The following is a 24,155-nucleotide window of genomic DNA, read 5'->3' as shown; positions in this document are numbered from 1 at the left end:
CCTGTGCTATAATCAGTGCAGCATCTTCTAGCCTTTGTCGAAATAATAAAGGCCTTTTTATTGGGAGGAAAGCTCGTGCCAACCCTTAATCCTGGGTATTTATATGCAGGCATTCTCTTAGTGGCGGGCTTTGTTTTTGTGATACTTGCAATGGCCGTTGCTAACCTGCTTGCACCCCATAATGCTACAAAAGAGAAGCTACAGACATACGAGTCTGGTGAAACTCCGATCGGTTCCGCCTGGGTGCAATATCCTCTGGGCTTTTATATCTTCGCCTTGCTCTTCGTTGCATTTGACGTTGATATTGTTTTTATCATTTCCTGGGCGGTGATCTTTAAACAGCTAAGTATCTTTGGCTTTGCGGAAATTCTTTTCTTTATTATTGTGCTCACGCTTGGCCTGGTCTATGCCTGGCGTAAGGGAGTGACGCGATGGATCTAGTACCACGTTCAACAAACATACCCAGTGCAACAACTGGCTATCGAGATCAGAACGCAGCGCTTGCCCGTGATCTGGCGCCGATCGCGCAGATTATTGGGAAGCCGGTTCAGCCACAGACCATGAAGGGAGACTTCCTGGGTCTGGAGGTTGATGCGGAACATCTGGTCGCTGTGTGCCGTTTCTTGCGTGATCAGCTTGGCTTTGAATTGCTGAGCTGTGTATCAGGGGTCGATATGCTCGATCATATGGAAGTGGTCTACCATGTTCGCTCCATTGTGAGAGGGCAGTTGCTTCAGGTGAAAGTGCGCATTGATCGTGAGAAGCCGGTTGTTGATAGTGTCGTTTCGGTCTGGCCTACAGCGAACTGGCTGGAGCGCGAAACCTACGACATGTATGGGATCCACTTTGCCGGGCATCCTGATCTGCGTCGTATGCTTCTTGATGATGATTTTGAGGGCTACCCGCTGCGTAAGGATTTCCACCAGGTCCCTCTGACGGTCAAGCCACGGGCGACAACACAGGTTGATCCGAATATGGCTGTATCCGGTCAATTCCAGCAGCAGCGTCTGGAGCGCGTTGTGCAGAAGAAGCTCGGTCAGGGCATGCAGGAGCGCTTGCACCCCGGGACACCGACGTTTGGTCATTCTGCTCATGGGCCGGAAGATACCCCCCAGGGCGCGCCAGAGAAGTAGCAAGGCCCGTTTCTTCTGGTTCAGTTATGCAATGCGGGAACTGGCGTTCCCTCCTGACTGGAAGCGATCTCTGTTTGTTGTCTGGTCGTTTGCTCTCTCCTGTGAGCCGAATTGCCCGGGAGGAGTGAGCGTTTGAGCCTCTACCTGACTGAAATGTGAGTGTGTGCTATGCCGAGAGCAAGGGCGCGTCGGAATACTGGACAGAGCAAAAAGGGAACAGGCACACCCAAGAGTGAACAGGCTCGTCATCGTAGAGATAACGGAGGGAACAGCGGTGGAACCGGCGGTCCGACCCAGCAGAGAAGAACGGTCCTTATTCCTGCTCTTACCGCGCTTGTCTGTTTTTGTGGTGGCTTCTATTATGCCCTGTTCTCAACGGACCCGAACCGCGCTGTGATTGGTGGCATTGCTGTGCTCACGGGGTTTATCTGGCTGTTCCTTGTCTGGTCCCGTGTGCGAAGGCTGCCGCGAAGAATACATCGTAGATAAAGTTGCATGATACTCTGTGTTTCCTGTTCCGCCTGACGGCTCTTGTGTAGTCGTTGCGCGGGGTGGAAGATTTGAAATTTTCTGATTGAGGATACTCATGGCTACAGACCAAGAGATGAAAATACATCCTGAAGGGGGAGTTATCGAGGAGTCGAAGTCACAGGAAATGCTGTTGAACATGGGTCCTCAGCACCCTAGCACTCACGGCGTGTTGCGCTTGATGCTGAAGCTTGAGGGCGAAACAGTCCTTGACTGTACTCCAGTGATCGGCTATTTGCATCGCGGCATCGAGAAAATTCTAGAGAACCGCACGGTAATGGCCGGTATCCGTTATATGGATAACTCCGACTATCTTTCTCCGATGCTCAATGAAACGGCATATGTTGGCGCTGTTGAGCAGTTAATGGGCATCGAGCCCCCGCGTCGAGCTCAGTACATTCGCTTGATTACCAATGAGCTTCAGCGTATCGCAAGCCATCTGGTGGCTCTGGGAACCTACGGCATGGACCTCGGCGCTTTTACCCCGATCCTGTGGACCTTCCGCGACCGTGAGGGCATTCTGGACCTGTTTGAGGCCCTCGGCGGTAGCCGCTTCAATGTGAACTATATGCGTGTGGGGGGGGTGCTCCATGATACCCCCAGTGGTTGGCTTACGCAGTGCGAAAAGTTCCTGGATGAACTAGAGAAGAACACAAAAGAACTGGATGCTCTGCTGACCGGAAACGAGATCTTTATGGCTCGTACTCAAGGGGTCGGCTATATCGATCCACAGCAGGCGATGGCTTATGGTCTGACTGGCCCGATGCTGCGCGCCAGTGGCGTGAACTGGGACCTGCGTGTGAACCGCCCGTATATGGCCTATCGTGAGATCCCGGTGAATCCTCAGGTCCGTCAGGAAGGCGACTGTTTTGCTCGCTATTATGTCCGTCTCAATGAAATCTTTGAGAGCATTCGCCTGTGCCGTGAGGCTATCGATAAGATGCCCGGCGGCCCGATCTCGACACGCACTCCGATTGCCCTGCGCCCACCACGCGGCGAAACCTATTTCGCTGTTGAGAGCAGTAAGGGTGAGCTTGGTGTGTACTTTATCAGCGATGGCAGTGAATATCCGTGGAGAGCGAAACTGCGCGGACCTTCCTTCATCAACTTGCAGATCCTCCCGGAGCTGCTGCGTGGTCATAAGATGAGCGATACCATTGCGATTCTGGGTAGCCTGGACATCGTGCTTGGTGAAGTTGATAGATAACACGAGGTTTTTGACGGTACGAGTTGAAACAGGTCAGGGTGGCTCCCCTTGCCTGTTTCTATGTGTGCTGTTTTGGAGTAATTCAAGATGTTTAGCGTTGTGATGGCTGAGGCCGGATCGAGCGATCTTTGGACCTGGTGGACTCAGTTTGTAAGCGGACTCCTTTCCTGGGAGACCCTTCAATATGTGGTTGCCTTCCTCTCGATCTTTGGCTTTATCATGACCAGTGCGGTTATCCTGATCCTGCTCGAACGTAAGGTGATGGGCTGGATGCAGGACCGTCTGGGTCCTATTCATACCGGGCCGTGGGGCTTGTTGCAGACGGTCGCTGACGTTGGTAAGCTGTTGCTGAAGGAAGATATTCATGTGGTCAAGAGCGACAAGCTGATGTTCCTGCTTGCGCCTTCTGTCTTCCTGGCTCCGGTGATGGCATCCTGGGCAGTGATCCCGTTCTCTCCGTATATTCGCCTGCCGTTTACGGCTCTGGCAACCGGTATTGTCTTTTATGTAGCAATGAGCTCCATTGACGTTGTTGGCGTGATTATGGCCGGTTGGAGCTCGAATAACAAGTATTCATTGATTGGTGGTCTGCGTTCCGCGGCTCAGATGATTTCCTATGAGCTGCCGCTGGTGCTCTCGCTGGTAAGCGTGGTGATGCTGACAAGCGTCCTGGCGAAGGATGGTATCGGTACGGTGTCCCTCTGGGATATCCAGCAGTACCAGGATACCTGGACAAAGACTGGCAATGGCGTGCTGGACTTCCTCTTCCAGGGCTTCACTCCCTGGAGCTGGTTCTTCCTGGTGCAGCCGCTGATGCTGATGATCTACTATATCTGTGGTCTGGCTGAGACCAACCGCTCGCCGTTCGACCTGCCAGAAGCGGAGTCCGAGCTTGTGGCTGGTTATGTGACCGAGTACAGTGGTATGCGCTGGGCTCTCTTCTATCTGGGTGAGTACGGTAACATGACGATCGTGTCCGCGATCGCAAGCTATCTCTTCCTGGGTGGTTTCTCTGGCCCTGGCGTTGGTTTCTTGACCGGCCTCGGCAATATCTGGTGGGGACTGCTTGGAAACATCCTGGCGTTGGTGTACTTTGTGCTGAAGATCTACCTGCTGTGTACGGTCTTCATCTGGGTTCGCACAACTCTGCCACGCTTGCGTGCTGACCAGCTCATGCAGTTCGCATGGCTGATCCTGATGCCTGTTACACTCTGTAACATTGTGCTGAGCGGTGGCATCTACCTGATCTGTAACGCGCTTGGTCTCTCCAACCTGATCTACTTGATCGTGCTTGGTGTCATCAACTGGCTTTCGATCGGCCTGTTCATCTGGATTGTGCGTCGTGCAACTGTGGCGACCACGCGTCGCGCTCAGGCTCCCGCGATCCGGGCACAGCGTCGAGCGTCCTCTGTCCCTGCGCTTCAGTTGCGTGACGGGGTTCCGTCTCGCGTCTCTGAGCTCCCAGCGGGCAGCTCAGTCGCAGGTGGTGGCTCGCACTAAGCAAAAGAAGAAGCGAAAAGAGGCTACAGATTTTGCATGTAGTCTCTTTTCTTTTTGCCCGAAAAAAAGAGCCGGAGCAATGCCCGGCTCAGTGCCTGTTTTTGTTGATAGTAGAGATAACCCTTTCTTCTTTTTTTAGATCATCATTTTTGAATAGCTTAGAAGCCTATACATGTCAACAAGAGCCACGGAAGTAGAACACCGGCAATGGAGCCTGCGATGACCTGACCGGTGGTGTGACGTCGAAGGACAACCCGTGACCAGCAGACCAGCAGGAGCAGAACATAGGCCGGTAAACAGATCGCTCCATAGATGATCGTCAATATAGTGAGCGCCCCTGAGAGCGAGGCCGCGTGCATACTGATTTTCCACCACGCAGTAATAATCAGAAGAATGACTCCAATAATAATAGTGGCGAGCAATACGGATTGCAGGGCTCGTGGCGCTCGGGTCAGGGCCAGCGCGATCAGACCGAGCAACGCTGAACTGAGACCGAAGAGAAAAGGACCGGTCCGCTGTGAGCGCTTGCTGACGTCCAGATCGCTGAGCTTGCCCATTTTGACGCCGATCGCGATATAGATCATCGGGCCAACGCTCAGGAAGAAGAGCGTTAACGCGGTATAGCCAAGCGCGGTGTACTGATTCGCGGCCTGTGAAAGCGCCACCAGAAAGACTGCCGGAATAGAAATCACTATTGGTGATAGAATAGCTGAAAGATAGCGGGCAATGCGAATATGAGGTAATTGTGACGTCGCAAGTGGTGTATTCTTATCGAGAGTAAGTGGTTGTTCTCTCATGCGCCTCCTTCGTTCTTTCTCTCGCGTGTTATTGAAGCGAGAATGGTGCTCTCAGGTGCTTTATCCTGAAACCTGTGGATAGTTTTTCGCTTGCGTGACAGTGACTGGATAGCCCAGAATCACGCTGGCTGTCCGTTGAAATGCTGTGGCGTCCCCACTACTCCATAGCTGGACCGTTCCTCTTTCCTCCTGTTCAGCAGGCCGGAGCAGCTCTTCCGTTTCCAATACCCATTGTGTACGGCGGGCAATTGCACTTCCGCTATCAATTACTTGAACGTTCTCGCCGACGATTTTTTCAATCGCAAGTCGCAAAGCTGGAAAATGGGTGCAGCCGAGGACCAGAACATCGATATCTTTTCCCAGCACCGGGCGCAGCGATTGCCGCAGGATAACATCAACCTCGGGACCCTCGATTCTTCCCTGTTCAACCAGCGTCACCAGTTCGGGGCAGGCGGCGACGGCTACTTCAACCCCTGCTGCATGAGTAGCAATCAGGTTTTGAAGGTATGCAGCCTTTACAGAACTATTGGTTGCCACAACACCGATGCGTCGCTTCTGGGAAAGGCGTGCGGCTGGCTTGACGGCTGGCACTACACCGACAAAAGGAAGCTGTGGAAATGCCATCCGAAGTGTTTCCAGGGCTGCCTGTGAGGCCGTATTGCACGCGACCACAATCATTTTGACATCCTGTTCCAGCAGAAAGCGGGTGGCAAGTTGAGCCAGCTCCCGTACTTCTGCATCGGTGCGAGGACCATATGGATTGTTGAGCGTATCCCCAAAAAAGACAAAGTGCTCATGGGGTAGTTGCTTTCGTAGATCGGCCAGAATGGTCAGGCCGCCCGCCCCGGAATCAAAAACTCCGATAGGAGCAGATGGGCGACCTCTGCGGTCGCCCCGTGTTTTCTGTTCGCTTGTGTGTTCCTGGTTTCTCAGTATTTGTTGCGTCATAGTCTAAATCATCAACTGTACTTATGAACAGATCCTTACAGTTCAGCGGCGAACTCTCTTTGTTCTCCGAAGACATGTCGCAGCGCATCGCTGATCTCTCCCAGAGTGGCGTAGGCTTCAACTGCCTCAATGATAAACGGTATCAGGTTCTTGCTGCCTCGTGCTGCGTTCTGAAGAGCCTGGAGCCTGTTTTGTACCTGCTCGTTATCGCGCCGCTGGCGCAATGCCGCAAGTTTGGCAGCCTGACGCTTGCCTACCTCGGGATCAACCCGCTGAATTTCCGGTTGTACCTCATTCTCTATGGTAAAACGATTGACGCCCACAACAGTAGCAGTTCCTCGCTCTAAAGAGAGCTGATAGTCATAGGCAGCCTGTTCTATCTCAGATTGGAGGTAGCCCTTTTCGATGGCACGAACGCTTCCCCCGAGCTCATCTATCTTGTGGATATACTGCCAGGCAGCCTCTTCAAGCTGATTGGTCAGGGTTTCGATAAAGTACGAGCCTGCAAGGGGATCAACGGTGTCGGCGACGCCAGTTTCGTAGGCCAGAATCTGCTGTGTGCGCAGGGCAATACGAGCAGATTCTTCGGTCGGGAGAGAGAGTGCCTCGTCTTTGGAGTTGGTATGCAGTGATTGCGTGCCTCCCAGGACGGCGGCCATCGCCTGATAGGCGGTACGAATGATGTTGTTATCAGGCTGCTGTGCCGTCAGGGTTGAGCCGGCCGTCTGCGTGTGGAAGCGGAGCATCATCGAGCGTTTCTCCTGGGCGTGGAAGCGCTCGCGCATGATGTGTGCCCACATGCGGCGGGCTGCCCGGAACTTACAGATCTCTTCAAAGAAGTTGTTATGGCAGTTGAAGAAGAACGAGAGCTGCCCGGCAAATCTATCCACGTTCAGCCCTGCATCAATGGCCGCCTGTACATAGGCAATGGCATTCGAGAGGGTAAAGGCGATTTCCTGTGCTGCCGTCGCTCCCGCCTCGCGGATGTGATAGCCGCTGATGCTGATCGTGTTCCAGCGCGGCACATGTTCGGCGCAATATTTGAAGATGTCGGTGATGAGGCGCATTGAGTGCTCTGGCGGGTAGATGTAGGTGCCTCTGGCGACATACTCCTTCAGGATATCGTTTTGAATGGTGCCTGAAAGTTTGCGGACATCGGCCCCCTGCTTTTTGGCGACCGCGATATAGAGCGCCAGCAGAATAGAGGCCGTGGCATTGATCGTCATTGACGTGCTGATCCGCTCCAGCGGGAGGCCATGAAGCAGCGTTTCCATGTCTTCCAGGCTGGAAATAGAGACGCCGACCTTGCCGACTTCTCCGGCGGCCAGGGGATGATCTGCGTCATACCCGATCTGGGTAGGAAGATCAAAGGCAACCGAGAGGCCCGTGGTGCCCTGTGAGAGCAGATAATGGTAGCGTTTATTTGATTCCTCGGCGGTGCCAAAACCGGCATACTGGCGCATGGTCCAGAAGCGTGAGCGGTACATGCTCGGCTGTACGCCCCGGGTAAACGGGAACTCGCCGGGATATCCCAGTTGCTCCTGAGGCTGAAACTGAGCTAGATCCTCCTGTGTATACAGTGGCTGGACTGGAATATCTGAACTGGTGGTAAATTGGACCTTGCGCTCTTCTACCTTCTCACGCGCCTTCCGGTAGGTTGTTTCCTGCCATTCCCTGGCGCTTTTACTCACATGCTGCTGCATCGCAACATTCCTCCTTTGCATACCTCTGGCATTATAGCATACCTTCTGCGATGACCCCCGCATTCTGCTCTGGCAATGGGTCTTGAGTCCTGGTACCTCCACATTCAGGTTTCGGAACAGGAAGCTCTTCGCAGTAGCTTGCCCATCTCGGGTACGCGATTGAAAATGGTACCGGGCCACTTTGCCCGAAGTCGTTGAGAAGCGTGTTCAGGCGTCCTCTCCGGCGATAACAACCAGAATGTCACCCTGATCGACGGTCTGCCCTTTCTGGACGCGGATTTCGGTGACTTTACCGGTAAATGGAGCAGTCAGGTCATTCTCCATTTTCATCGCTTCCAGAACAGCAACGGCCTGTCCTTCTTCAATATGATCGCCAACGGCCACGGGAAGGCCCACAACCAGTCCAGGCATCGGAGCGGTCACTTCGGCGGTGCCTGTGCCTGCTGCGCCTTTGATCAGGCCACTTAATAGGCGGGTGCGCTCATCTTCGACGGTGACTTCAAAGCGTTGGCTCCCGATGAACAATTCATAGGTTTCACTTCCCTTCTGGCCGGGCCTGGTGATGCGACGGGCAAAAATATCATAGGAATGGTTGCCGATCAAAAGGCTAAAATGGCCCTCCGCATGGGCCGCGCCCTGTGCGATATTTGCCAGTTGCGCGATCTGCTGCCAGTCGATGGTATAGGCGTTGCCATCAAGCGTGATCGTATTTTTCTGGCCGTTTTCGCCAACCTCAACACGATAGGAAGGTTTTTCTTTTCTGGTATGAAGCGTTGTGATGTAGGCCATAAGACATGCATTCCTCCTGGCACATAATAGCTTGCTTGTTCTTACATTTCGTGCAAACATTGTACCATACCTTTGAGAACGCTGTGAGAGCGGAAGAAAGGGGGGATGGGCGTAACAACAGCGGTGGGGCTCGTTGGATCGTGGCTCTTCTGACGCCACAGGGAAATTCTAACACTTCTCTAACATTCTTCCTATACGCTTCTAACAATTTCTGTGGCATACTCATGTACGGATGAAGTAGTAGTTGTTCCACCATCCGTGAGAAATGAGCCATGTTCGCAGAACGCAATGAGAAACAGACAAATCAGCAGGCTTTTGAGAGCGAAACCGGGTTGCATGTGCAGTCGCGGCAGAGGCTCTATTGTGCGAACTGCGACATTGAGATTCTCTGGCGGCCAGTGGTGGTTCAGGGAAAGGTCTATTGTTGTGCGGGATGTGCAGCGGGTGGTCCCTGTACCTGCGACTACTCTCAGTATCGCTCGGTGAACATTGCCGGGGTGATCCATTATGAGCAGGAAAACGGGGGCGCGACTACTGGCGCTCCTGATGATAGGGAGATCCCTGAGCAATAACCATAGACTTTGTGAAACAAAAGGAGTATACGGCAGTGGCTAATATTCGTCCTGTTGGTGACCGCGTTGTAGTAAAGCCCGCGGCAAAGGAAGAAGTGACCAAGAGCGGTATCGTGATCCCTGATACAGCGAAAGAGAAACCCCAGGAAGGCACCGTGATTGCAGTTGGTAGCGGTCGCTTGCTCGATAATGGCGATCGTGCTCCTATCCAGGTCAAAGAGGGTGATCGTGTTCTGTTTGCCAAGTATGGCGGCACAGAATTCAAGCTGGAAGGTGAAGAATACCTCGTTCTTAAGGAAAGCGATATTCTCGCCATTATTGGTTAGTTGCTCATTGAAAAAAGAAGGAAAAGGACTGGGTTACAATGGCAAAGCAGCTCGTATTTAATGATGAGGCTCGTCGTTCGCTCAAGCGTGGTATCGATACACTTGCCAATGCTGTAAAGACCACTCTTGGTCCTAAGGGCCGCAACGTTGCTCTGGATAAGAAATTCGGCGCTCCTTCCGTTACACATGATGGCGTCACTGTTGCGAAGGAAATTCAGCTCGAAGATCCATTCGAGAACATGGGCGCTCAGTTGCTCAAAGAGGCCGCGACCCGCACAAACGACGTTGCTGGTGATGGTACCACCACCGCAACCGTGCTGGCTCAGGCTATCGTGACTGAGGGTCTGAAGAACCTGGCCGCCGGCGCCAACCCCATGCAGCTTAAGTATGGTATCGACAAGGGTACCGAGGCTGTTGTTGAGTACATCCGCAAGATGGCTATCCCCGTCGAGAGCAAGAAGGAGATCGCACAGATCGCCTCTATCTCCGCCGCTGATGAGCAGATCGGTGAGCTGATCGCCGAAGTGATGGACAAAGTCGGTAAAGATGGTGTCATCACTGTTGAGGAGTCCCGCGGTATCAACTTCGAGGTCGACTACGTTGAGGGTATGCAGATCGATAAAGGTTACATCTCTGCATATTTCGCGACCAACACCGAGAAGATGGAAGCCTCGATCGAGAACCCGTATATCCTGATCACCGACAAGAAGATCAGTGCCATTCAGGATATCCTGCCTTTGATCGAGAAGATGGTCCAGCAGGGCAATCGTAACATCGTCATCATTGCCGAGGATGTTGACGGCGAAGCGCTGCCGACCCTGGTTGTGAACAAGCTGCGTGGTATTCTGAACGTGCTGGCAATCAAGGCCCCTGGCTTCGGTGATCGCCGTAAGGATATGTTGCAGGATATCGCTGTACTGACCGGTGGTACCGTCATCAGCGAGGACATGGGCCGCCGCCTTGACAGCGCCACTCTGGAAGATCTGGGGACTGCTCGCCTGGTTGTCGCGCACAAAGACGACACCACCATCATCGAGGGTCATGGCAATCCCGAGGACATTCAGGCCCGCATCCGCCAGATCAAGGCTCAGATCGAGGCGACCACCAGCGACTATGATCGCGAGAAGCTTCAGGAGCGCCTGGCGAAGCTTTCCGGTGGCGTTGCCGTGATCAAAGTTGGTGCTGGCACCGAGGTTGAGCTGAAGTATCGCCAGACCCGCGTTGAGGACGCCCTGTCCGCGACTCGGGCCGGTGTTGAAGAGGGTATGGTCCCCGGTGGTGGCGTTGCTCTGGTTAACGCTGTTGCCGCTCTGGACGATCTGAAGCTTGAGGGTGATGCCGCGACCGGCGTGAGCATCCTGCGCCGCGCGCTTGAGGAGCCTCTGCGCCAGCTCGCCGCAAACGGTGGCCGTGATGGTTCTGTGGTTGTTGAGGGTATCCGCCGCGCTCAGAAAGAGCACAACAGCAACCGCATCGGTTATAACGTCCTGAGCGACAGCTATATCGACATGGTCGAGGCTGGTATTATCGACCCGGCGAAGGTGACGCGCTCTGCTCTACAGAATGCAGCCAGCATCGCCGCGATGATCCTGACCACCGAGGCCCTGATTACCGATATCCCTGAGAAGGAGAAACCCGCTGCTCCGGCAATGCCTGAGTACTAGTCGTTCTCCGTTTCGCAGATAGATCAAAAAAAGTGGCCTGCTTCCCGTTCCGGGTGGCAGGCCCTTTCGTTTGGAAATAGATTGAAAATCGGCGATTTATTGCGGAGAATCAAGCAGGATACAGTCGAAGCGAACGGTCCCGCTTTGCCTTTCAGTGACGACTTTCTGAATACCGACTGTGATATGCTCACCGATCTGGAACGGCAAGTGAGCCTGATTCAGGATACGACAGACGAAGCGCCGTGTTGGCTCTATCTGATCCGCGATCACGCAGCGAACGTAGGCCCGTTCTTCTCCCTGAAAGAACATTGTTTTCCCCTCTTCCTTTTCCTGGAGAATTCCAGCCCGAATCATCATGGAAGCGGCTCCTTTTTTTGTCCCCTTTGTTCTATCGTGTGCATAAGTGTTCTCGGCAGAAGAGGGAAGGCCCGGCACAACAAGACACCGGGCTCCTTTCTAAGCCGTATGTTGCGCTACTGGCTCTTTGCTCTCCTCAGGGATATGAAATGACCCGCGGAAGCGACGGCGTAACAGCATGGCCAGGGCTGGCCATCCATCTTTCCAGGGATTCAGCTTCTTGGCGGTGCGCGGGTTGTAGCTGATGGGCACTTCCAGGATCGTGTAGCCAGCCTGAAGCAGACAGGAGGTGATTTCTGGCTCTATCTCAAAGCGTTTGCCTTCCATCGGGAGCGCTTTGGCGACTGCACGCGGGAAGAGCTTATAGCAGGTCTCCATGTCGTGGATGCGGCTACCGTAGAGGAGGTTGGTAACGGCTGTGAGGAAGCGATTGCCCCAACGGGTCGTAAACTTCTGGCGTGAGAGGTTGCGATACCCGTAGACCGCGATTCGTTTGATACCGCGGGTCACTCCCTGCTCATACTTCTGCACCAATGCAGGGATGTCCTGTGGATCGTATTCCATATCGGCGTCTTGAATCGTGACCAGATCGCCGTTCACCAGCCCGAAGCCCGTCCGCAGACCTGCGCCTTTGCCCTGGTTATGATCGTGGCGGACATAGAGATATTTATTAAACGGTTCTTTTTGCTTTAGCTCCTGCAAAATTTCCCAGGTCCGGTCTGTTGAGGCATCATCAACAACAATGACTTCCAGATCCAGAGGAACTTCTGATAATGATTGTAGAATGGTTGCTACAGTTTGTTCTTCATTATAAACAGGAACGATTACTGATACACGCATAAAATAAGGCCTCTCTCCTACATATGGAATTTATTATAGGCGTTCCCTGAAAAAAGTTCTGTTGCCTGATTACACGAACGATTCAGAATGACAATAGCAACGGTTAAGTTACTTCCATGTATATATAGTCCCATCCGTCAGTGCAACAAAAAGTTGTCTTTCACTGAAATAGAGGGAACTGATCTGCCAGGGGTGATAAAACTTCTGAACAAGCTGGCCCGTTGCAGCATGCCATAAATCAATGACCCCTTCGTTGATCTCGCTATCTTCACGTGCAATCGCGATCCATTGACCGTCTGACGAGAATGCCAGGCGGGCGCTGCTTCCCATTGTACCCGAGGGTAAATCGCTAAAGGTTCCGTTTGTACTATCGCAGATACGCAGCTGATTTCCGGCAAAGCCAAAGGCAACCATACGAGCATCTGGCGTGACCGCGTAGGGAGGCGCACACGCAGCGCAATCTCCCACATCGAGCGAGATATCAATATGGGGGCGTGGTCCGCCAAAGCGCCCTCTGGCTGTCAGATCCCATCGTCTGAGGATCACTTTCTGCTGCTTTTCCCCTGGTATCTGGGCGCAGGAGAGGGTGAGCAGGTGGTTAGTGTCCTCGGAGAGCGCTCGCAGCCGGATAGCCCAAAATTGTCGATTTTCAATGTTTTCTTCAACACAGGTCACAGGGTCTATCAGTTTCTGGGTGTCATCCTCCATAATATGGCTGATAATGTCGCTGCCACGTACGCCCCATGAGCGCGGTGCCCGGATATCTCCTGGCAGGAGTGGAAGGGCCATTCGTACTGCCTGCTTCCCTTTTGCGGTCACCTGGGGCACGAGATCAAGGGAATAGTGAGCAGAGACGGCTCTTTCTGAGACATTATAACTCCAGAGGCGCTGACCACTCCATGCGTCCCAGACATGGACCGCCTGACGCCCCCAACCGGTTAGCAAGCTTCCAGCTTCTGAGAAGCGCAGTTCGCGCAGCGATTCAACGGTCGGGATAGGAGCTGCCGAGAAGGCAATTTCTTTGCAGGGCTGGTCGTCAACAAGTTGCCAGATCTTGCCTGTGCCGTCAAGGGTGCCTGCGGCGATCAATTGACCACTGGCGATGGAGATGCTGCGCAGAGCAGAGATCACTCCGAGCCCGGTATGCAGGCGCGGCCCTGAACGGAAAGGTCCCTTTGTGCAAAAAGTATTCAGGCCTGCAAATTCCAGGTCCTCCTGTTCGCTGAAGCGTTTGGGTCTGGAACGAGGCCGTGTCTGGCCGATGACGCCACCACGAATCGCATCGTAATGCTGTCGCTTTTCGGGATCGCTCAGGACGGCATATGCCCGATTGATCCGCTTCATTTGAATTGCGCTTCCTTCGCCTGCCAGATCGGGATGATGCTGTCTGGCAAGCTGGCGATATGCACGTTTCAGTGTTTCGTTATCCGCATCCTCTGAAACGCCAAGAATGGCATAGTAATTTTCAGGAGTGTCCATAATAACTATCTGGCTTATCGGTTCAGGTTGTACGAATGGCGCATCTGCATTCTCTATAAGGATACAATACGCGTGCGCTTGCGGTCATCCTTCATAGTATATCTGCGCCACCGCCAGATATACCACGTGGCAAATGTGCGATATGGTTTCCAGCGTTCCCCGAGGGCAAGCAGCTCTTTCCGCCCGGGCCGCTCTGGCAGACCGTATGCCTGTCGCACGCCCTCAACAAGACCAAGATCGTCAACTGGAAGCACATCCGGACGCGCCAGAGAGAAAATCAGGATCATTTCGGCGGTCCAGCGCCCGATTCCCTTCACAGCGGTGAGCTGTTGAATAATGGTCTCGTCGTCCAGCTCCGGCAGGCGCTCCAGATCAAGCTGTCCGGTCAGAATGTGTTCAAGGAGATTACGGACATAGCGGGCCTTTGCATTGGAAAAGCCGAGGGAACGCAGATCTTCATAGGCCAGAGGAAGAAGCGTATCAGGGGTGATCTTCCCATCAGGGACAGCCTGTCGGATACGCGCCATGATCGCATCTGCCGCTTGAACGGATATCTGCTGCGAAACGATGGCATCAACCAGGGCTTCAAAAAGATTGGGTTCGGGCTCAATGGTGCAAGGCCCCACCAGCTCAATGGCATGGTTCAGGACTGGATCGACCTGTTTGAGGTGCTCTGTTGCCTTTATGCGCAATGTGGCAAAGGATTCTTGTTCTGTCATACTCTTTTTGGGCTGCGACTTCTCTTTATTGATCAGGTCTCTATTGTACGACATATGAACCTTTTCGTCAGCAAGTACTGGGAAAAATGGTCAGGAGAGCCCTATACTGGTGGATATGACTTTCTACTTCTTCTGATCGCTTTTTGTATCCGTATCTGGCTTTACAGGCGAAGTGAGGCCCCGGTCTCGGGGCGCTGAAACCACTCTCTGGCTGCTCCGATATATGTTCGCAGCAGTGGCGCGAAGTATTCACGGGCCTCCTGCATGGTTTCGGGGGCTGGTGCTTGCCCTGACTCAAAGCGTTGCTGAATGACCGCCGCAGCCTCATCCGCAATCTGTTCGGCTGAGAGGCGCTGATCTTCCGCTAAGTACTGCTCAGTCATTAAAAAGCCCATCATAATCGCGCTAACCGAGTACAGTTGGGTTCGGACATCCATATCAGTACGAAGCAGTTGCCTTTCACGCAGGAAGAGCAAGAGTTTCTCGATAACTGCCAGTTTTTGCTGAGCCAGTGTAGGCGTGCCAACGTTCGCCAGTTGCAAAAAGTCACCGAGCAGATCGGTATCGTTGAGAAAGAGGGCTCTGGTCAGCGGGCGGTTCAGCGTCACAAACAGGGAGTGTCTGGTCAGGTGGGAAAGCAGGATGCCTTCGGGGTCTGCCTCGATCCTGTGAAGCATCTCCTCTCCTGCGCGAAGGAGTTCACGGAATATGGCCGCAAGGAACAGCGCTTCACGTGATTTCCAGTGCAGGTAGATGGTGCCTTTTGCCACGCCTGCCTGTCGGGCGATGTCGTCAATGGTGGTCTTGCGATAGCCCCAGCGAAGCATCAACTCAACGGCGACATCCAGAATGCGATCTGCACGCTCCTGTCGTCTGGTGGAATCGGATTGTAGTGATCGAGCCATTGTGTTCCTCCCTTCCCGCGCCGGTGTTCTGTTATGACTTTTTGGCTGTATCTGGTCACATATTCAGAGTTTGAGTATAGAGCGCCGGCCTGGAAATGTCAAGTACGGGGTTATTGCTCAATTTTCTCTTCTTTTCTGGATGTCGTACAATGCAAGAGAAACTGTCTTTTTTCGGGAGAAACACTTATGGCCGAGCAGCAACCACCCCGACAGGGTGAACATACGCACACCAACCGCTTGATTCATGAGACCAGCCCGTATCTCTTACAGCATGCTCATAATCCAGTGGATTGGTATCCGTGGGGAGATGAGGCACTGAAGCGGGCCCGGCAGGAGGATAAGCCTATCCTGCTGAGCGTTGGCTACTCTTCTTGCCACTGGTGTCATGTCATGGAACATGAGTCGTTTGAGAACGAAGAGATCGCAACCCTGATGAACCAGAACTTTATCTGTATCAAGGTTGATCGGGAGGAACGCCCGGATATCGACGCGATCTATATGCGTGCGGTTCAGGCCCTGACGCAACAGGGAGGCTGGCCGATGACCGTCTTTCTGACGCCTGATGGTCGTCCGTTCTTTGGTGGAACCTATTATCCGCCCCGTGATCGTCATTATGGTCAATATATGATGCCGGGCTTCCCGCGGGTGCTGCTCAGTATGGCGCATGCCTATCGAGAGGAGCGGGAAAAGGTCGAGGAGCAGGCGAATCAGCTTGCCCAGTATCTCCAACAGCAGAGTGAGGCGCCACTATTACAGCGCTCAACTCGGCACATCGAGTCGCTTGATCTGCTAGGCACAGCCAGCCATGCCCTGATTGCTGAATATGATGCGCAGCATGGTGGCTTTGGCAGTGCTCCGAAATTTCCGAATACGATGGCGCTTGAACTGCTGCTGCGCGTCCACCTGCACCGGGAAAAGGGCGAGATCGAGGGACAACCTCCTCGCTATTCCGAGCTACAAGTGGTGGAACACTCACTGCAACAGATGGCTCAGGGTGGGATCTATGATCAACTGGGGGGCGGTTTCCATCGATATTCCGTTGACGCGGAGTGGCTGGTTCCGCATTTTGAAAAAATGCTGTATGATAACGCGCTACTCAGTCGCGTCTATCTGCATACCTATCTGGTAACAAAAGAGCCGTTGTATCGGCGTATTGTTGAAGAGACGCTGGCCTATGTCATGCGCGAGATGCTCTCGCCTGAGGGAGGCTTCTACTCGACGCAGGACGCCGATAGCGAGGGGGTTGAGGGCAAGTTTTTCCTCTGGACACCCGAGGAGATCGAGCAGGCGCTTGAGTCGCAGGATGCCCGTATCTTTATGCGCTATTATGATGTGACGCGTCAGGGCAATTTTGAGGGCAAAACGATTTTGCATGTTGTCACCAGCGTGCCCGAGCTTGCGGCTGAGTTTCAGCGCTCACCCGAGGAGATTGAGCAGGCTTTGCGGCGTGGACGAGAGCGGCTCTTCCAGCTCCGGGAGCAGCGTGTGAAGCCCGGACGTGATGAGAAAATCCTGACCTCATGGAATGGCCTGATGCTGCGCAGTTTCGCGGAGGCGGCGCGTCATCTCCAGCGTGAGGATTACCTGCAAGTGGCGCTGAAGAACGCGGAGTTCCTGCTATCCACCATGCGCCAGAACGGGCGTCTTCTACGCACCTACAAGGATGGTCGGGCGCATATTCAGGGATATCTGGAAGATTATGTGTTTCTGGCTGATGGTCTGCTGGCTGTCTATGAGGCGTGCTTTGACGTTCGCTGGTTCCAGGCGGCTCAGGAGCTGGTGGAGCAGGCAATTGCGCTCTTTGCCGATGAGCAGAACGGCGGTTTCTTCGATACTGGTAAGGATCATGAGGAATTGATCTGCCGGCCAAAGGATATTATGGACAACGCAACGCCTTCGGGGAACAGCGGTGCGGCGGATGTGCTGCTGCGGCTGGCTGCCTTTACCGGTGAGAGTAGCTATCGGGAGCGAGCAGAGAACTATCTACAGGCACTCGCGGATGTGATGGTACAGCACCCCCAGGCGTTCGGACATGCACTGGGAGCGCTGGACTTTGCCCTGTCACCAGCGCGTGAAATCTCGATTCTGGGAGATCCGGCCTCAGTGGACACACAGGCGCTTCTGGCTGTGGTCAATCAGCGGTATCTACCGAACAGTGTGCTTGCCTGTGTTCAGCCGGAGAACAAGGCAGTGCTGACGGCCATACCATTGCTGGCTGGCCGTTCCATGCTCCAGCAAAAGGCAACCGCCTATGTCTGCCAGAACTTTATCTGTCAGCAACCGGTTTCATTTCCACATGAGCTGGAACAGATGCTAGCATGAGAAGGAGAACGCGGTTTCAGGGAGGGCTGCCTTTAGTCGTTAACGTAGCGTAGCTCTCCTTCTACCTGATGGCGGCACAGCATGCCACCTTCAGTAAGCTGTTCAAGCGCCTTTGTAGCGGCATCAAGTTCCTTTTTGCCAGAGGCATCTTTACCAGGGGGGGTGAAGAACTGCACCACTTTTTGAGGTGTCAGGATGGTCAGAGATGCGTTATTCTCTTTGAGGTAGCGTTTAACCTCCTCTTTGTACCAGCCGACCAGATCGTCAACGCGGTCTGGTTCGGGGGTAACGACAACCATAACGGGGCACGAAGCAAGCTGCAGGACGCGCTGAGAGACACTACCAACCAGCATACGCCGGAGGCGATGCTTGAGCGTATCGGCATGTCTGCCAACAACGATAAAGCTGGCATTATGTTCTCTGGCAGCTCGCACGATCTCGTCTGCTGGTACCCCTTCGCGAATGATGCTCTCGGTGCGCTCCAGTCCAATTCCGCGCTGTTCTAGCAGGAGGCGCGCTTTTTGTAGCGTTTCTTCTGCCAGGGTACGCTGCGCCGGTGTGACGACGCCGGGAAGGACCTGCCCGACATACATTCCTGGCTGCGCAGGAATGACCTGCGTAACCGGTATGACGTTTAAAAGCAGCAAACGAACCTGGGGGGCAGCACGCTCGACAAACTCGCTAACGGCCTGCAAGGCGTACTGAGCTGTCGGAGAAAGTTCAGAATCGATACCAAGCAGGATAGACTTATTCATGTCCCTCAGTCCTTTTTGTGGGACTGGTCACTTTTTTTTGGTTACGCAAGACATTGTACAAATCGCATGTTGCGAGTAATCTTATATATAAAGTATACCTGCTTTATTCATTTGTGGCAAGAAATGGTACATTTGACAGAGTAAAGTGTGCGAGTAACCAGGCAGGGGAAGGGACTGAGAGGGATACTGTACTCGCGTATAGATCATCACTGAATTTTTGTCGGAGATCGATTGAGAGAGATGGCAGCTTCTTCAAGAACCTATTTTTCGGGAGCGACAGATTTCTGTACATGATCGTTGTGTACTGTAGTGGTTGTAGTGAGGGGAGATCCCAGGGAAGCCGGAGCGTAACCGCAATTGCGCAAGAAAGGCTTTAGAAGCGAACCTGCGGAAGGTTTTGAGTAACCGCAAGATGCTGCGTTTATTCTCGTAGTGCGTCCACCCGGTGGAGGGGAGACGTACTATCCGGCCTTCAGTACAACTGAAGAGGAAGTAGGACAAGAGCAAATGGGGATCAGAATGGATAAACCACCTGGCGAAATGAGCCTGACGGAGTTGATGGAATGTAGCGTACGTGAAATGGGCAAGTATCGTCGGAAAGAGCCATGTAACGACCAGTATTGTTTAGAGGTGCTGCGCCGTGCAATTGTCGAACGTTGTGAGGAGGCGTGGCTTGTATTACAGAAGCTGTTCAGTGAAAGTATTCGTCTCTGGATTGGACGTCATCCCAGTCGTGAGGCGGCGCTGCGCCTGGAGCATGAGCAGACCTATATGGACGATACCTTCCGACGTTTCTGGCAGGCAGTAAGTGATCAGAAGCTGCGTTTCTCCACTCTCGGAGGGGCGCTGAGTTATCTGCATCTCTGTTTGAACTGCGCAATTATGGATACCCTGCGTGCCTACTCACGTTCTACCGTCGAGCCAATGCCTGACTATCATCAGGGGAATCATGACGAGCCCTTTGTGGTTGACCGCTATCATGAGAACGAATTGTGGCACGTCATTCAATCGCTGCTCCCCGGTGAAAAGGAGCGTCGGGTTGCGTATCTCCATTTTCACTGCAATCTCAAACCGCGCGAGATTGTACGCTATTGCCCGGATGAGTTTCACAGTGAAGACGAGATTTATCGGTTAAAGCGCAATATTATGGAACGCCTTTTACGCAATGCCGATAAGATTCGCTGGAAACTCGGGAACGGTGACGCCTGATTGGGAGGGCAGATATCTCGTTTGATGGTAACACTCTATACTTCTGTGATGGTGGTCTGAAAAGGTCCATGCAATTGTCTGTTACAGGGAGAGGTGGCCTGAAGCCGCGCTCTCCTTTGTTTTACCCGCCGGTTCTCTTTTCCTATTGTGCTTTGCTGGCTGTTAGTCCGGGCGAGTACAATAGTTATGTGCACATGTATCTATGTAGTGCGAGCGCTCTTCAGAAGCGGGATAAGAGTCTATACCTGTTCTCCAGAATGGCGCTCAGGTGAAAATAGAGTGCGAAAAATCTGCTCTCCGGCGTTTATAAAACAGCAGCAACCTAAACAACCGTCTAAATTGCGCTAAATGTTTAGAGAAATTGAAGGACCCGCTCATGATGGATTGTGTACATGCAATGGCACCTGATGATGACGAACTGCTCCGGTTTATTCTTGATGAGGAGCCATTGCGCGCTGAGACACAGGAGCATCTCAGACAATGTGAGGTTTGTCGTCAGCGACTGGTATTTTACAAGGAAACGAATGCGTTTCTGGTGTCGAGGCTGTATCGGAGCCAGTGCCCCGATGCGACAGCATTAAACCTCTTTTGCGCTCATATGCTCCCTGTCGATGAGGTGATGAAGATTACAGGACATCTGAAGGAATGTCCGCTTTGTAACAGGGAAGTGCAGGAGATCCGCCAGATCCTCGCTGATTTTGACCCCTTCCCCGTGCCTCCTTCACCGCGAGAAGCCCTGCGTGGCTTTGTTGAACGAATCGTGGCAACGCTGGTTCCCTGGCAGCCACAGTTTGTGACGCGAAGCGCCCTACATGAAACTCCGACTGAGAGTTCCTGGCCTCGTCAATATCGGGCCGGTTCTCTGAATATCTCTCTGCATCTCTCACGTACCAGCTATGGGGAAGCGATGATTCTCGGCTTGTTTTCCAGTGTTGATCCAAATGTCAGTAGCGAAACCTTTGAGGGAGGCTCTGTTTCTCTCTACACCGCTGCTCTCTTTCCTTCAGCACAGGAGATACCCGTTGATCCCCCTCTGTTGGAGGCGTCCATTGATGATCTTGGGAACGTGGTTTTAAAGCCGGTGCCAACTGGTGAATATGTGATGGTGGTCACCTTGCCTGAAAATGAAGTAGTGATTCCAGCTCTCTCCATTCCCGCAAGCTAGTGCCTGAAACTGCTTGCGCGGCGGTATTGTTTCGCTTTCAGCCGAAAGGGAAGAAACGCAACAGCTTTTTGCTTCCTGAAAGTAGATGGACTATTATTAAGGAAGATGCAAATGTTGTTTTTCTTCACATCCGCTGTTATGGGGTTGTTATGGATGTCGCACAATTCTTTCGCGAGGTGTTTGTTCGTGATTTTGAGGAAGGAAAAGCATACATCCTCTCTCAGGCTCGCTCGATTGAAGACCCGCTGGCGCTGGCCCGGGCTTTTAAAGAGGAGGCTTCAAAACAACTGTATGCTGACCCGTCTATCTCCTTAAAATACAGCGAGCTTCTGATCTTTTTCGGACAGGAGCTACAGATTCCTTTAGCCTATGGTCTCGGTCTCTCCGCGAAAGGGGATGCGCTTTCGACGCTAGGGTATCATCAAGCGGCCCTTGAGTGTCTGGAACGTGCCGGGCAGGAATTTCTACGCCTCGGAGATGAGTATCTTTGGGCGCGAAGCCGAATGAAATGGCTGATCTCCTGCGCGTCGGCGGGTCAGATTGAGAAAGCGTTACAGGAAGCCGCAACGGTACGAGCGGTGTTTGAGCGGCGGGGTGATCGTTACTGGATGTGTGCTGTTGATCTCAACACCGCGATTATTTATAAGCAGGCCGGCCTTTGTCAGAGCGCGATTGAACTCTATGATCGTGTGCTGGCTATTTATGCTGAGCTTGTTCAGGACGGCGATCCGAATGTCTATCGCTCGATTGCGATTGCGGAAAATAACAAGGCCAGTAATCTCTCAGTGCTTGGCCGTTTCTCTGAGGCATATAGCCTGCTCTATAGAGCTCGAGAGCGCTTCCTTGCCCTCGGGAATATCTGGCCCGTGATGATCACGGAAATTACGCTTGCTGATATCGATTTTGCTCAGGGCTATTATGGTTCGGCCCTGAAACGCTTCTATCAGCTACGCGATTTGTTTGAGCAGCATAAGCTGACCGATGCCCGATTGCTGGCCGGTATCTTGCTTCAGATGGCGCTCTGTTTGGTCAAGCTTGGTCGGACTCAAGAGGCCTATCGGCTTGCCACTGAGGCTCTGGAACAGTTCGAGCCGAAAGAGGGGTCCTGGGAGGCGGGTGATATGCTGCATCAGTATGCGCTGATCCTGGTGGCGGTAGGGCGCACAAAGGAGGCCCTGAACTCGCTACAAGAGGTTGTTGAGCTGTTCCATGCCCGTAACCTGATGTATTTCTCTAATATTGCTCGGCTCCAGAAGGCCGAGTTGTTGCTTGAGTTGGGGCGTTGGGCTGAGGCAGCAACCGAGGCCCGTGAGCTTCGGCAGATCTATCAGCAGCAGACATTGCAGCAGCTTCTCCTCCGTACTGAAATTGTGCTGGCTGATGCCTGTATTTCGCAGGCGGAACGCTGTGCTGCTGATGCTGACCAACGACAGAAGCTGTTGCAGGAAGCAGCAGAGCTGTGTCTGCATTGTGCCACGCGAGCCCGACAGCATAATTTTCAGGAACTGGTGTATAAATGCCGCTATTTGCAGGGGCGTCTGGCGCTCCTGCGGGGGAATGAGGGTCAGGCTGCACGCTATTTTGGGGGCGCGATTGCCCAGGTGGAACGCATTCTCGGGAATCTGCTCTACGATCTTTCGCCCTCGTTCCTGCGTACAACCTGGAACATGTACGAGGATATGATTGTGCTGCAATTGCGCCGTGGCAAGAAAGAGCAGGCCTTTCGGTATCTGGAACGCGCACGCTCAATCTCTTTGCGACAGTATTTAAATGTTGCTCCGGTCACTGCGCAGCAAGCTCAGGGGACGGTCTGGCAGGAACGCGGTACACTCTTCCTGCAGAAGCAGACCGAACTTGAGCAATGGCAGGAGCGCTATCGTAAATGTAGCGCTCAACTTGCGACGAATGATCCGCTGCTGCTCGCCCTGGTTGACCGAGAGGCTGTCAAAGAGGAGATGAACCTGTGCGAGGCAAAGATCAGTGAGCTTTTTGAGTGGCTGTATGTTCAGCAGATCGAAATACCCGATCATCAAGATTCGTCGTTGCGCTCGACTTTCCGTAACGTACGGACGGTCGATATCGCGCAGTTGCGTGCCTGTCTGCAACCGGATCAGGTGGTTCTGACCTATTATTTGTGTCGCGATGATGTGGTCATCTTTGCGCTTACTCCCGATACATTGGCTGTTTTTGAGGTGCCGGGAGCAGCGCTTCAGGTGGAACGCTACCTGCCGTTGTTGCATGCCCATCTACAGCCAGCCGGATGGTCTGACCCTGCGAATCCGCCACAGCAGGGACTTCGTGGGCTACTGCGCCGTCTGCACAAGCTGCTGATCGAGCCTGTGGCTTCGTGCTTGCCGCCACGCGAAGGGCTGATCACAATTGTGCCGTATGGGCCGCTGCATTCATTGCCCTTTCACGCGCTCTTTGATGGCGCGCGCTTTTTGATCGAGGATTTTCAGATCAGCTATTTGCCCGCAAGCACGCTGTTGACGCGAGCCATGCAGCCGGTGGCGGAGCATAAAAGCGCGTTGAACGAGCCGCTCATCTTTGGCTGCTCGGGGAATCGAGAGCTCCCCTCGGCTCGGCGTGAGGCTCTGGAAGTTGCTGAACTGTTGCGTGGCCGCTGCTATTTGGAGCAGGAGGCAACAGGGGAGAGGCTTCGGATGCTGGCCTCTGGTGCGCCGGTCATTCATCTGGCAACCCACGGTCATAGCAGACTGGACGCGCCGAATTTTTCCGCGGTGCTGCTTGCTGATGGGCTGCTGACAGCCTTTGATGCTTTCCACCTGGATCTTCATTGCTGTGAACTGGTGACGTTAAGCGGCTGTGAAACGGGACTTGCGTTGAGTGGCGGAGGTGACGAACAGCTAGGACTAGGACGTGCGTTTCTGGTGGCGGGCGCTGCCTCCCTGGTAATGACGATCTGGTCGGTAGAGGATAATTCTACAGGTCTATTTATGCATTATTTTTACCATCAGATCTTGCAGGGAGAAAGTAAAGTACAGGCATTGCGTACTGCTCAATGTCAGCTATTGCGGAGCTCTGCGGCCTACGCGCACCCGTACTTCTGGGCCGCTTTTCGGCTGGTTGGTAATCCGGGGCCGCTTGGCAGTGCGGTGAGGACCCAGCTAGAGAAGCAGGAGTCTCAATCAGTGTGAGGTGGGGGGCTTTGTCCTCCCACTTTTTGTGAAGAGAAGATAGGAGAAAAAATAGGGGGATAGTCGTTTATTTAAACGA

At 53.4% G+C, this 24,155-nt stretch carries 22 protein-coding genes; 12 read left to right on the top strand and 10 right to left on the bottom strand.

Annotation, left to right across the window (positions count from 1 at the left end; all coding sequences use genetic code 11):
* Window positions 1–75: 75 nt before the first annotated feature.
* The 5 genes from KTH_RS19880 (at window position 76) to nuoH (ending at window position 4,368) form a co-directional block, all read left to right on the top strand.
* The gene (locus KTH_RS19880) at window positions 76–441 is read left to right on the top strand and encodes an NADH-quinone oxidoreductase subunit A (RefSeq protein WP_111319327.1); all 366 of its coding nucleotides are present in this window, start codon (window positions 76–78) and stop codon (window positions 439–441) included.
* Window positions 432–1,133, top strand: coding sequence for an NADH-quinone oxidoreductase subunit C (locus KTH_RS19875; protein ID WP_111319325.1), 702 nt, complete (start codon window positions 432–434; stop codon window positions 1,131–1,133). Before KTH_RS19880 ends, KTH_RS19875 begins: the two co-directional genes overlap by 10 nt.
* 168 nt (window positions 1,134–1,301) lie before the next feature.
* The gene (locus KTH_RS19870) at window positions 1,302–1,622 is read left to right on the top strand and encodes a DUF2776 domain-containing protein (RefSeq protein WP_137686119.1); all 321 of its coding nucleotides are present in this window, start codon (window positions 1,302–1,304) and stop codon (window positions 1,620–1,622) included.
* Window positions 1,623–1,719: 97 nt separating this feature from the next.
* Window positions 1,720–2,868 (top strand): NADH-quinone oxidoreductase subunit D, encoded by a 1,149-nt coding sequence (locus KTH_RS19865; RefSeq protein WP_497620659.1) that lies wholly within the window; start codon window positions 1,720–1,722, stop codon window positions 2,866–2,868.
* Window positions 2,869–2,955: 87 nt separating this feature from the next.
* Window positions 2,956–4,368 (top strand): NADH-quinone oxidoreductase subunit NuoH, encoded by a 1,413-nt coding sequence (nuoH, locus tag KTH_RS19860; RefSeq protein WP_497620657.1) that lies wholly within the window; start codon window positions 2,956–2,958, stop codon window positions 4,366–4,368.
* Between the two features lie 158 nt (window positions 4,369–4,526).
* Here nuoH and KTH_RS19855 read toward each other — a convergent pair whose 3' ends face one another.
* The 4 genes from KTH_RS19855 to KTH_RS19840 all read right to left on the bottom strand — a co-directional run bounded on the left by KTH_RS19855 (window position 4,527) and on the right by KTH_RS19840 (window position 8,605).
* Window positions 4,527–5,165 carry a phosphatase PAP2 family protein gene (locus KTH_RS19855; protein ID WP_497620655.1) on the bottom strand — a complete coding sequence of 213 codons (639 nt, stop codon included), beginning with the start codon at window positions 5,163–5,165 and terminating at the stop codon, window positions 4,527–4,529.
* Window positions 5,166–5,225: 60 nt separating this feature from the next.
* The gene (gene murI / locus KTH_RS19850; protein WP_497620654.1) at window positions 5,226–6,113 is read right to left on the bottom strand and encodes a glutamate racemase; all 888 of its coding nucleotides are present in this window, start codon (window positions 6,111–6,113) and stop codon (window positions 5,226–5,228) included.
* A 35-nt stretch (window positions 6,114–6,148) separates the two neighbouring features.
* Entirely contained in the window at window positions 6,149–7,816 is a 1,668-nt protein-coding gene (locus KTH_RS19845; protein ID WP_497620652.1) for an acyl-CoA mutase large subunit family protein, read from the bottom strand.
* Between the two features lie 207 nt (window positions 7,817–8,023).
* The gene (locus KTH_RS19840; RefSeq protein WP_497620650.1) at window positions 8,024–8,605 is read right to left on the bottom strand and encodes an acyl-CoA carboxylase biotin carboxyl carrier protein subunit; all 582 of its coding nucleotides are present in this window, start codon (window positions 8,603–8,605) and stop codon (window positions 8,024–8,026) included.
* Between the two features lie 272 nt (window positions 8,606–8,877).
* Between KTH_RS19840 and KTH_RS19835 the strand changes: the two genes are divergently transcribed.
* Genes KTH_RS19835 through groL form a run of 3 tightly spaced genes read left to right on the top strand, consistent with a single transcriptional unit; the run spans window position 8,878 to window position 11,167 of the window.
* Window positions 8,878–9,177, top strand: coding sequence for a hypothetical protein (locus tag KTH_RS19835; RefSeq protein WP_497620648.1), 300 nt, complete (start codon window positions 8,878–8,880; stop codon window positions 9,175–9,177).
* Between the two features lie 35 nt (window positions 9,178–9,212).
* Entirely contained in the window at window positions 9,213–9,503 is a 291-nt protein-coding gene (gene groES, locus KTH_RS19830; protein WP_111319309.1) for a co-chaperone GroES, read from the top strand.
* A 38-nt stretch (window positions 9,504–9,541) separates the two neighbouring features.
* Window positions 9,542–11,167: a chaperonin GroEL gene (groL, locus tag KTH_RS19825; protein WP_111319307.1), complete on the top strand. Its 1,626-nt coding sequence runs from the start codon at window positions 9,542–9,544 to the stop codon at window positions 11,165–11,167.
* 96 nt (window positions 11,168–11,263) lie between these two features.
* Here groL and KTH_RS19820 read toward each other — a convergent pair whose 3' ends face one another.
* The 5 genes from KTH_RS19820 to KTH_RS19800 all read right to left on the bottom strand — a co-directional run bounded on the left by KTH_RS19820 (window position 11,264) and on the right by KTH_RS19800 (window position 15,467).
* Window positions 11,264–11,524: a hypothetical protein gene (locus KTH_RS19820; RefSeq protein WP_111319305.1), complete on the bottom strand. Its 261-nt coding sequence runs from the start codon at window positions 11,522–11,524 to the stop codon at window positions 11,264–11,266.
* A gap of 99 nt (window positions 11,525–11,623) precedes the next feature.
* On the bottom strand, window positions 11,624–12,364 hold the full coding sequence (locus KTH_RS19815; RefSeq protein ID WP_111319303.1) for a glycosyltransferase family 2 protein: 741 nt from the start codon (window positions 12,362–12,364) through the stop codon (window positions 11,624–11,626).
* Between the two features lie 108 nt (window positions 12,365–12,472).
* On the bottom strand, window positions 12,473–13,843 hold the full coding sequence (locus KTH_RS19810; RefSeq protein ID WP_111319301.1) for a DnaJ domain-containing protein: 1,371 nt from the start codon (window positions 13,841–13,843) through the stop codon (window positions 12,473–12,475).
* A 53-nt stretch (window positions 13,844–13,896) separates the two neighbouring features.
* Window positions 13,897–14,562 (bottom strand): DNA-3-methyladenine glycosylase family protein, encoded by a 666-nt coding sequence (locus KTH_RS19805; protein ID WP_170211505.1) that lies wholly within the window; start codon window positions 14,560–14,562, stop codon window positions 13,897–13,899.
* Between the two features lie 161 nt (window positions 14,563–14,723).
* Entirely contained in the window at window positions 14,724–15,467 is a 744-nt protein-coding gene (locus KTH_RS19800; protein WP_111319296.1) for a TetR/AcrR family transcriptional regulator, read from the bottom strand.
* Window positions 15,468–15,653: 186 nt separating this feature from the next.
* Here KTH_RS19800 and KTH_RS19795 point away from each other — a divergent pair, with 186 nt between their 5' ends.
* A complete protein-coding gene (locus KTH_RS19795; RefSeq protein ID WP_111319294.1) occupies window positions 15,654–17,789 on the top strand; it encodes a thioredoxin domain-containing protein in 2,136 nt (711 codons plus the stop codon).
* Window positions 17,790–17,821: 32 nt separating this feature from the next.
* Here KTH_RS19795 and KTH_RS19790 read toward each other — a convergent pair whose 3' ends face one another.
* The gene (locus KTH_RS19790) at window positions 17,822–18,544 is read right to left on the bottom strand and encodes a universal stress protein (protein WP_111319292.1); all 723 of its coding nucleotides are present in this window, start codon (window positions 18,542–18,544) and stop codon (window positions 17,822–17,824) included.
* Between the two features lie 519 nt (window positions 18,545–19,063).
* Here KTH_RS19790 and KTH_RS19785 point away from each other — a divergent pair.
* The 3 genes from KTH_RS19785 (at window position 19,064) to KTH_RS19775 (ending at window position 24,076) form a co-directional block, all read left to right on the top strand.
* Window positions 19,064–19,753, top strand: a complete 690-nt coding sequence (locus tag KTH_RS19785) for a hypothetical protein (protein ID WP_111319290.1) — start codon at window positions 19,064–19,066, stop codon at window positions 19,751–19,753.
* Window positions 19,754–20,129: 376 nt separating this feature from the next.
* A complete protein-coding gene (locus tag KTH_RS19780; RefSeq protein ID WP_137686118.1) occupies window positions 20,130–20,918 on the top strand; it encodes an anti-sigma factor in 789 nt (262 codons plus the stop codon).
* Between the two features lie 149 nt (window positions 20,919–21,067).
* The gene (locus KTH_RS19775; RefSeq protein ID WP_497620642.1) at window positions 21,068–24,076 is read left to right on the top strand and encodes a CHAT domain-containing protein; all 3,009 of its coding nucleotides are present in this window, start codon (window positions 21,068–21,070) and stop codon (window positions 24,074–24,076) included.
* Window positions 24,077–24,155 lie beyond the last annotated feature (79 nt).

Source organism: Thermosporothrix sp. COM3, from assembly GCF_059696735.1.
This window is presented reverse-complemented; position numbering and strand designations above follow the sequence as displayed.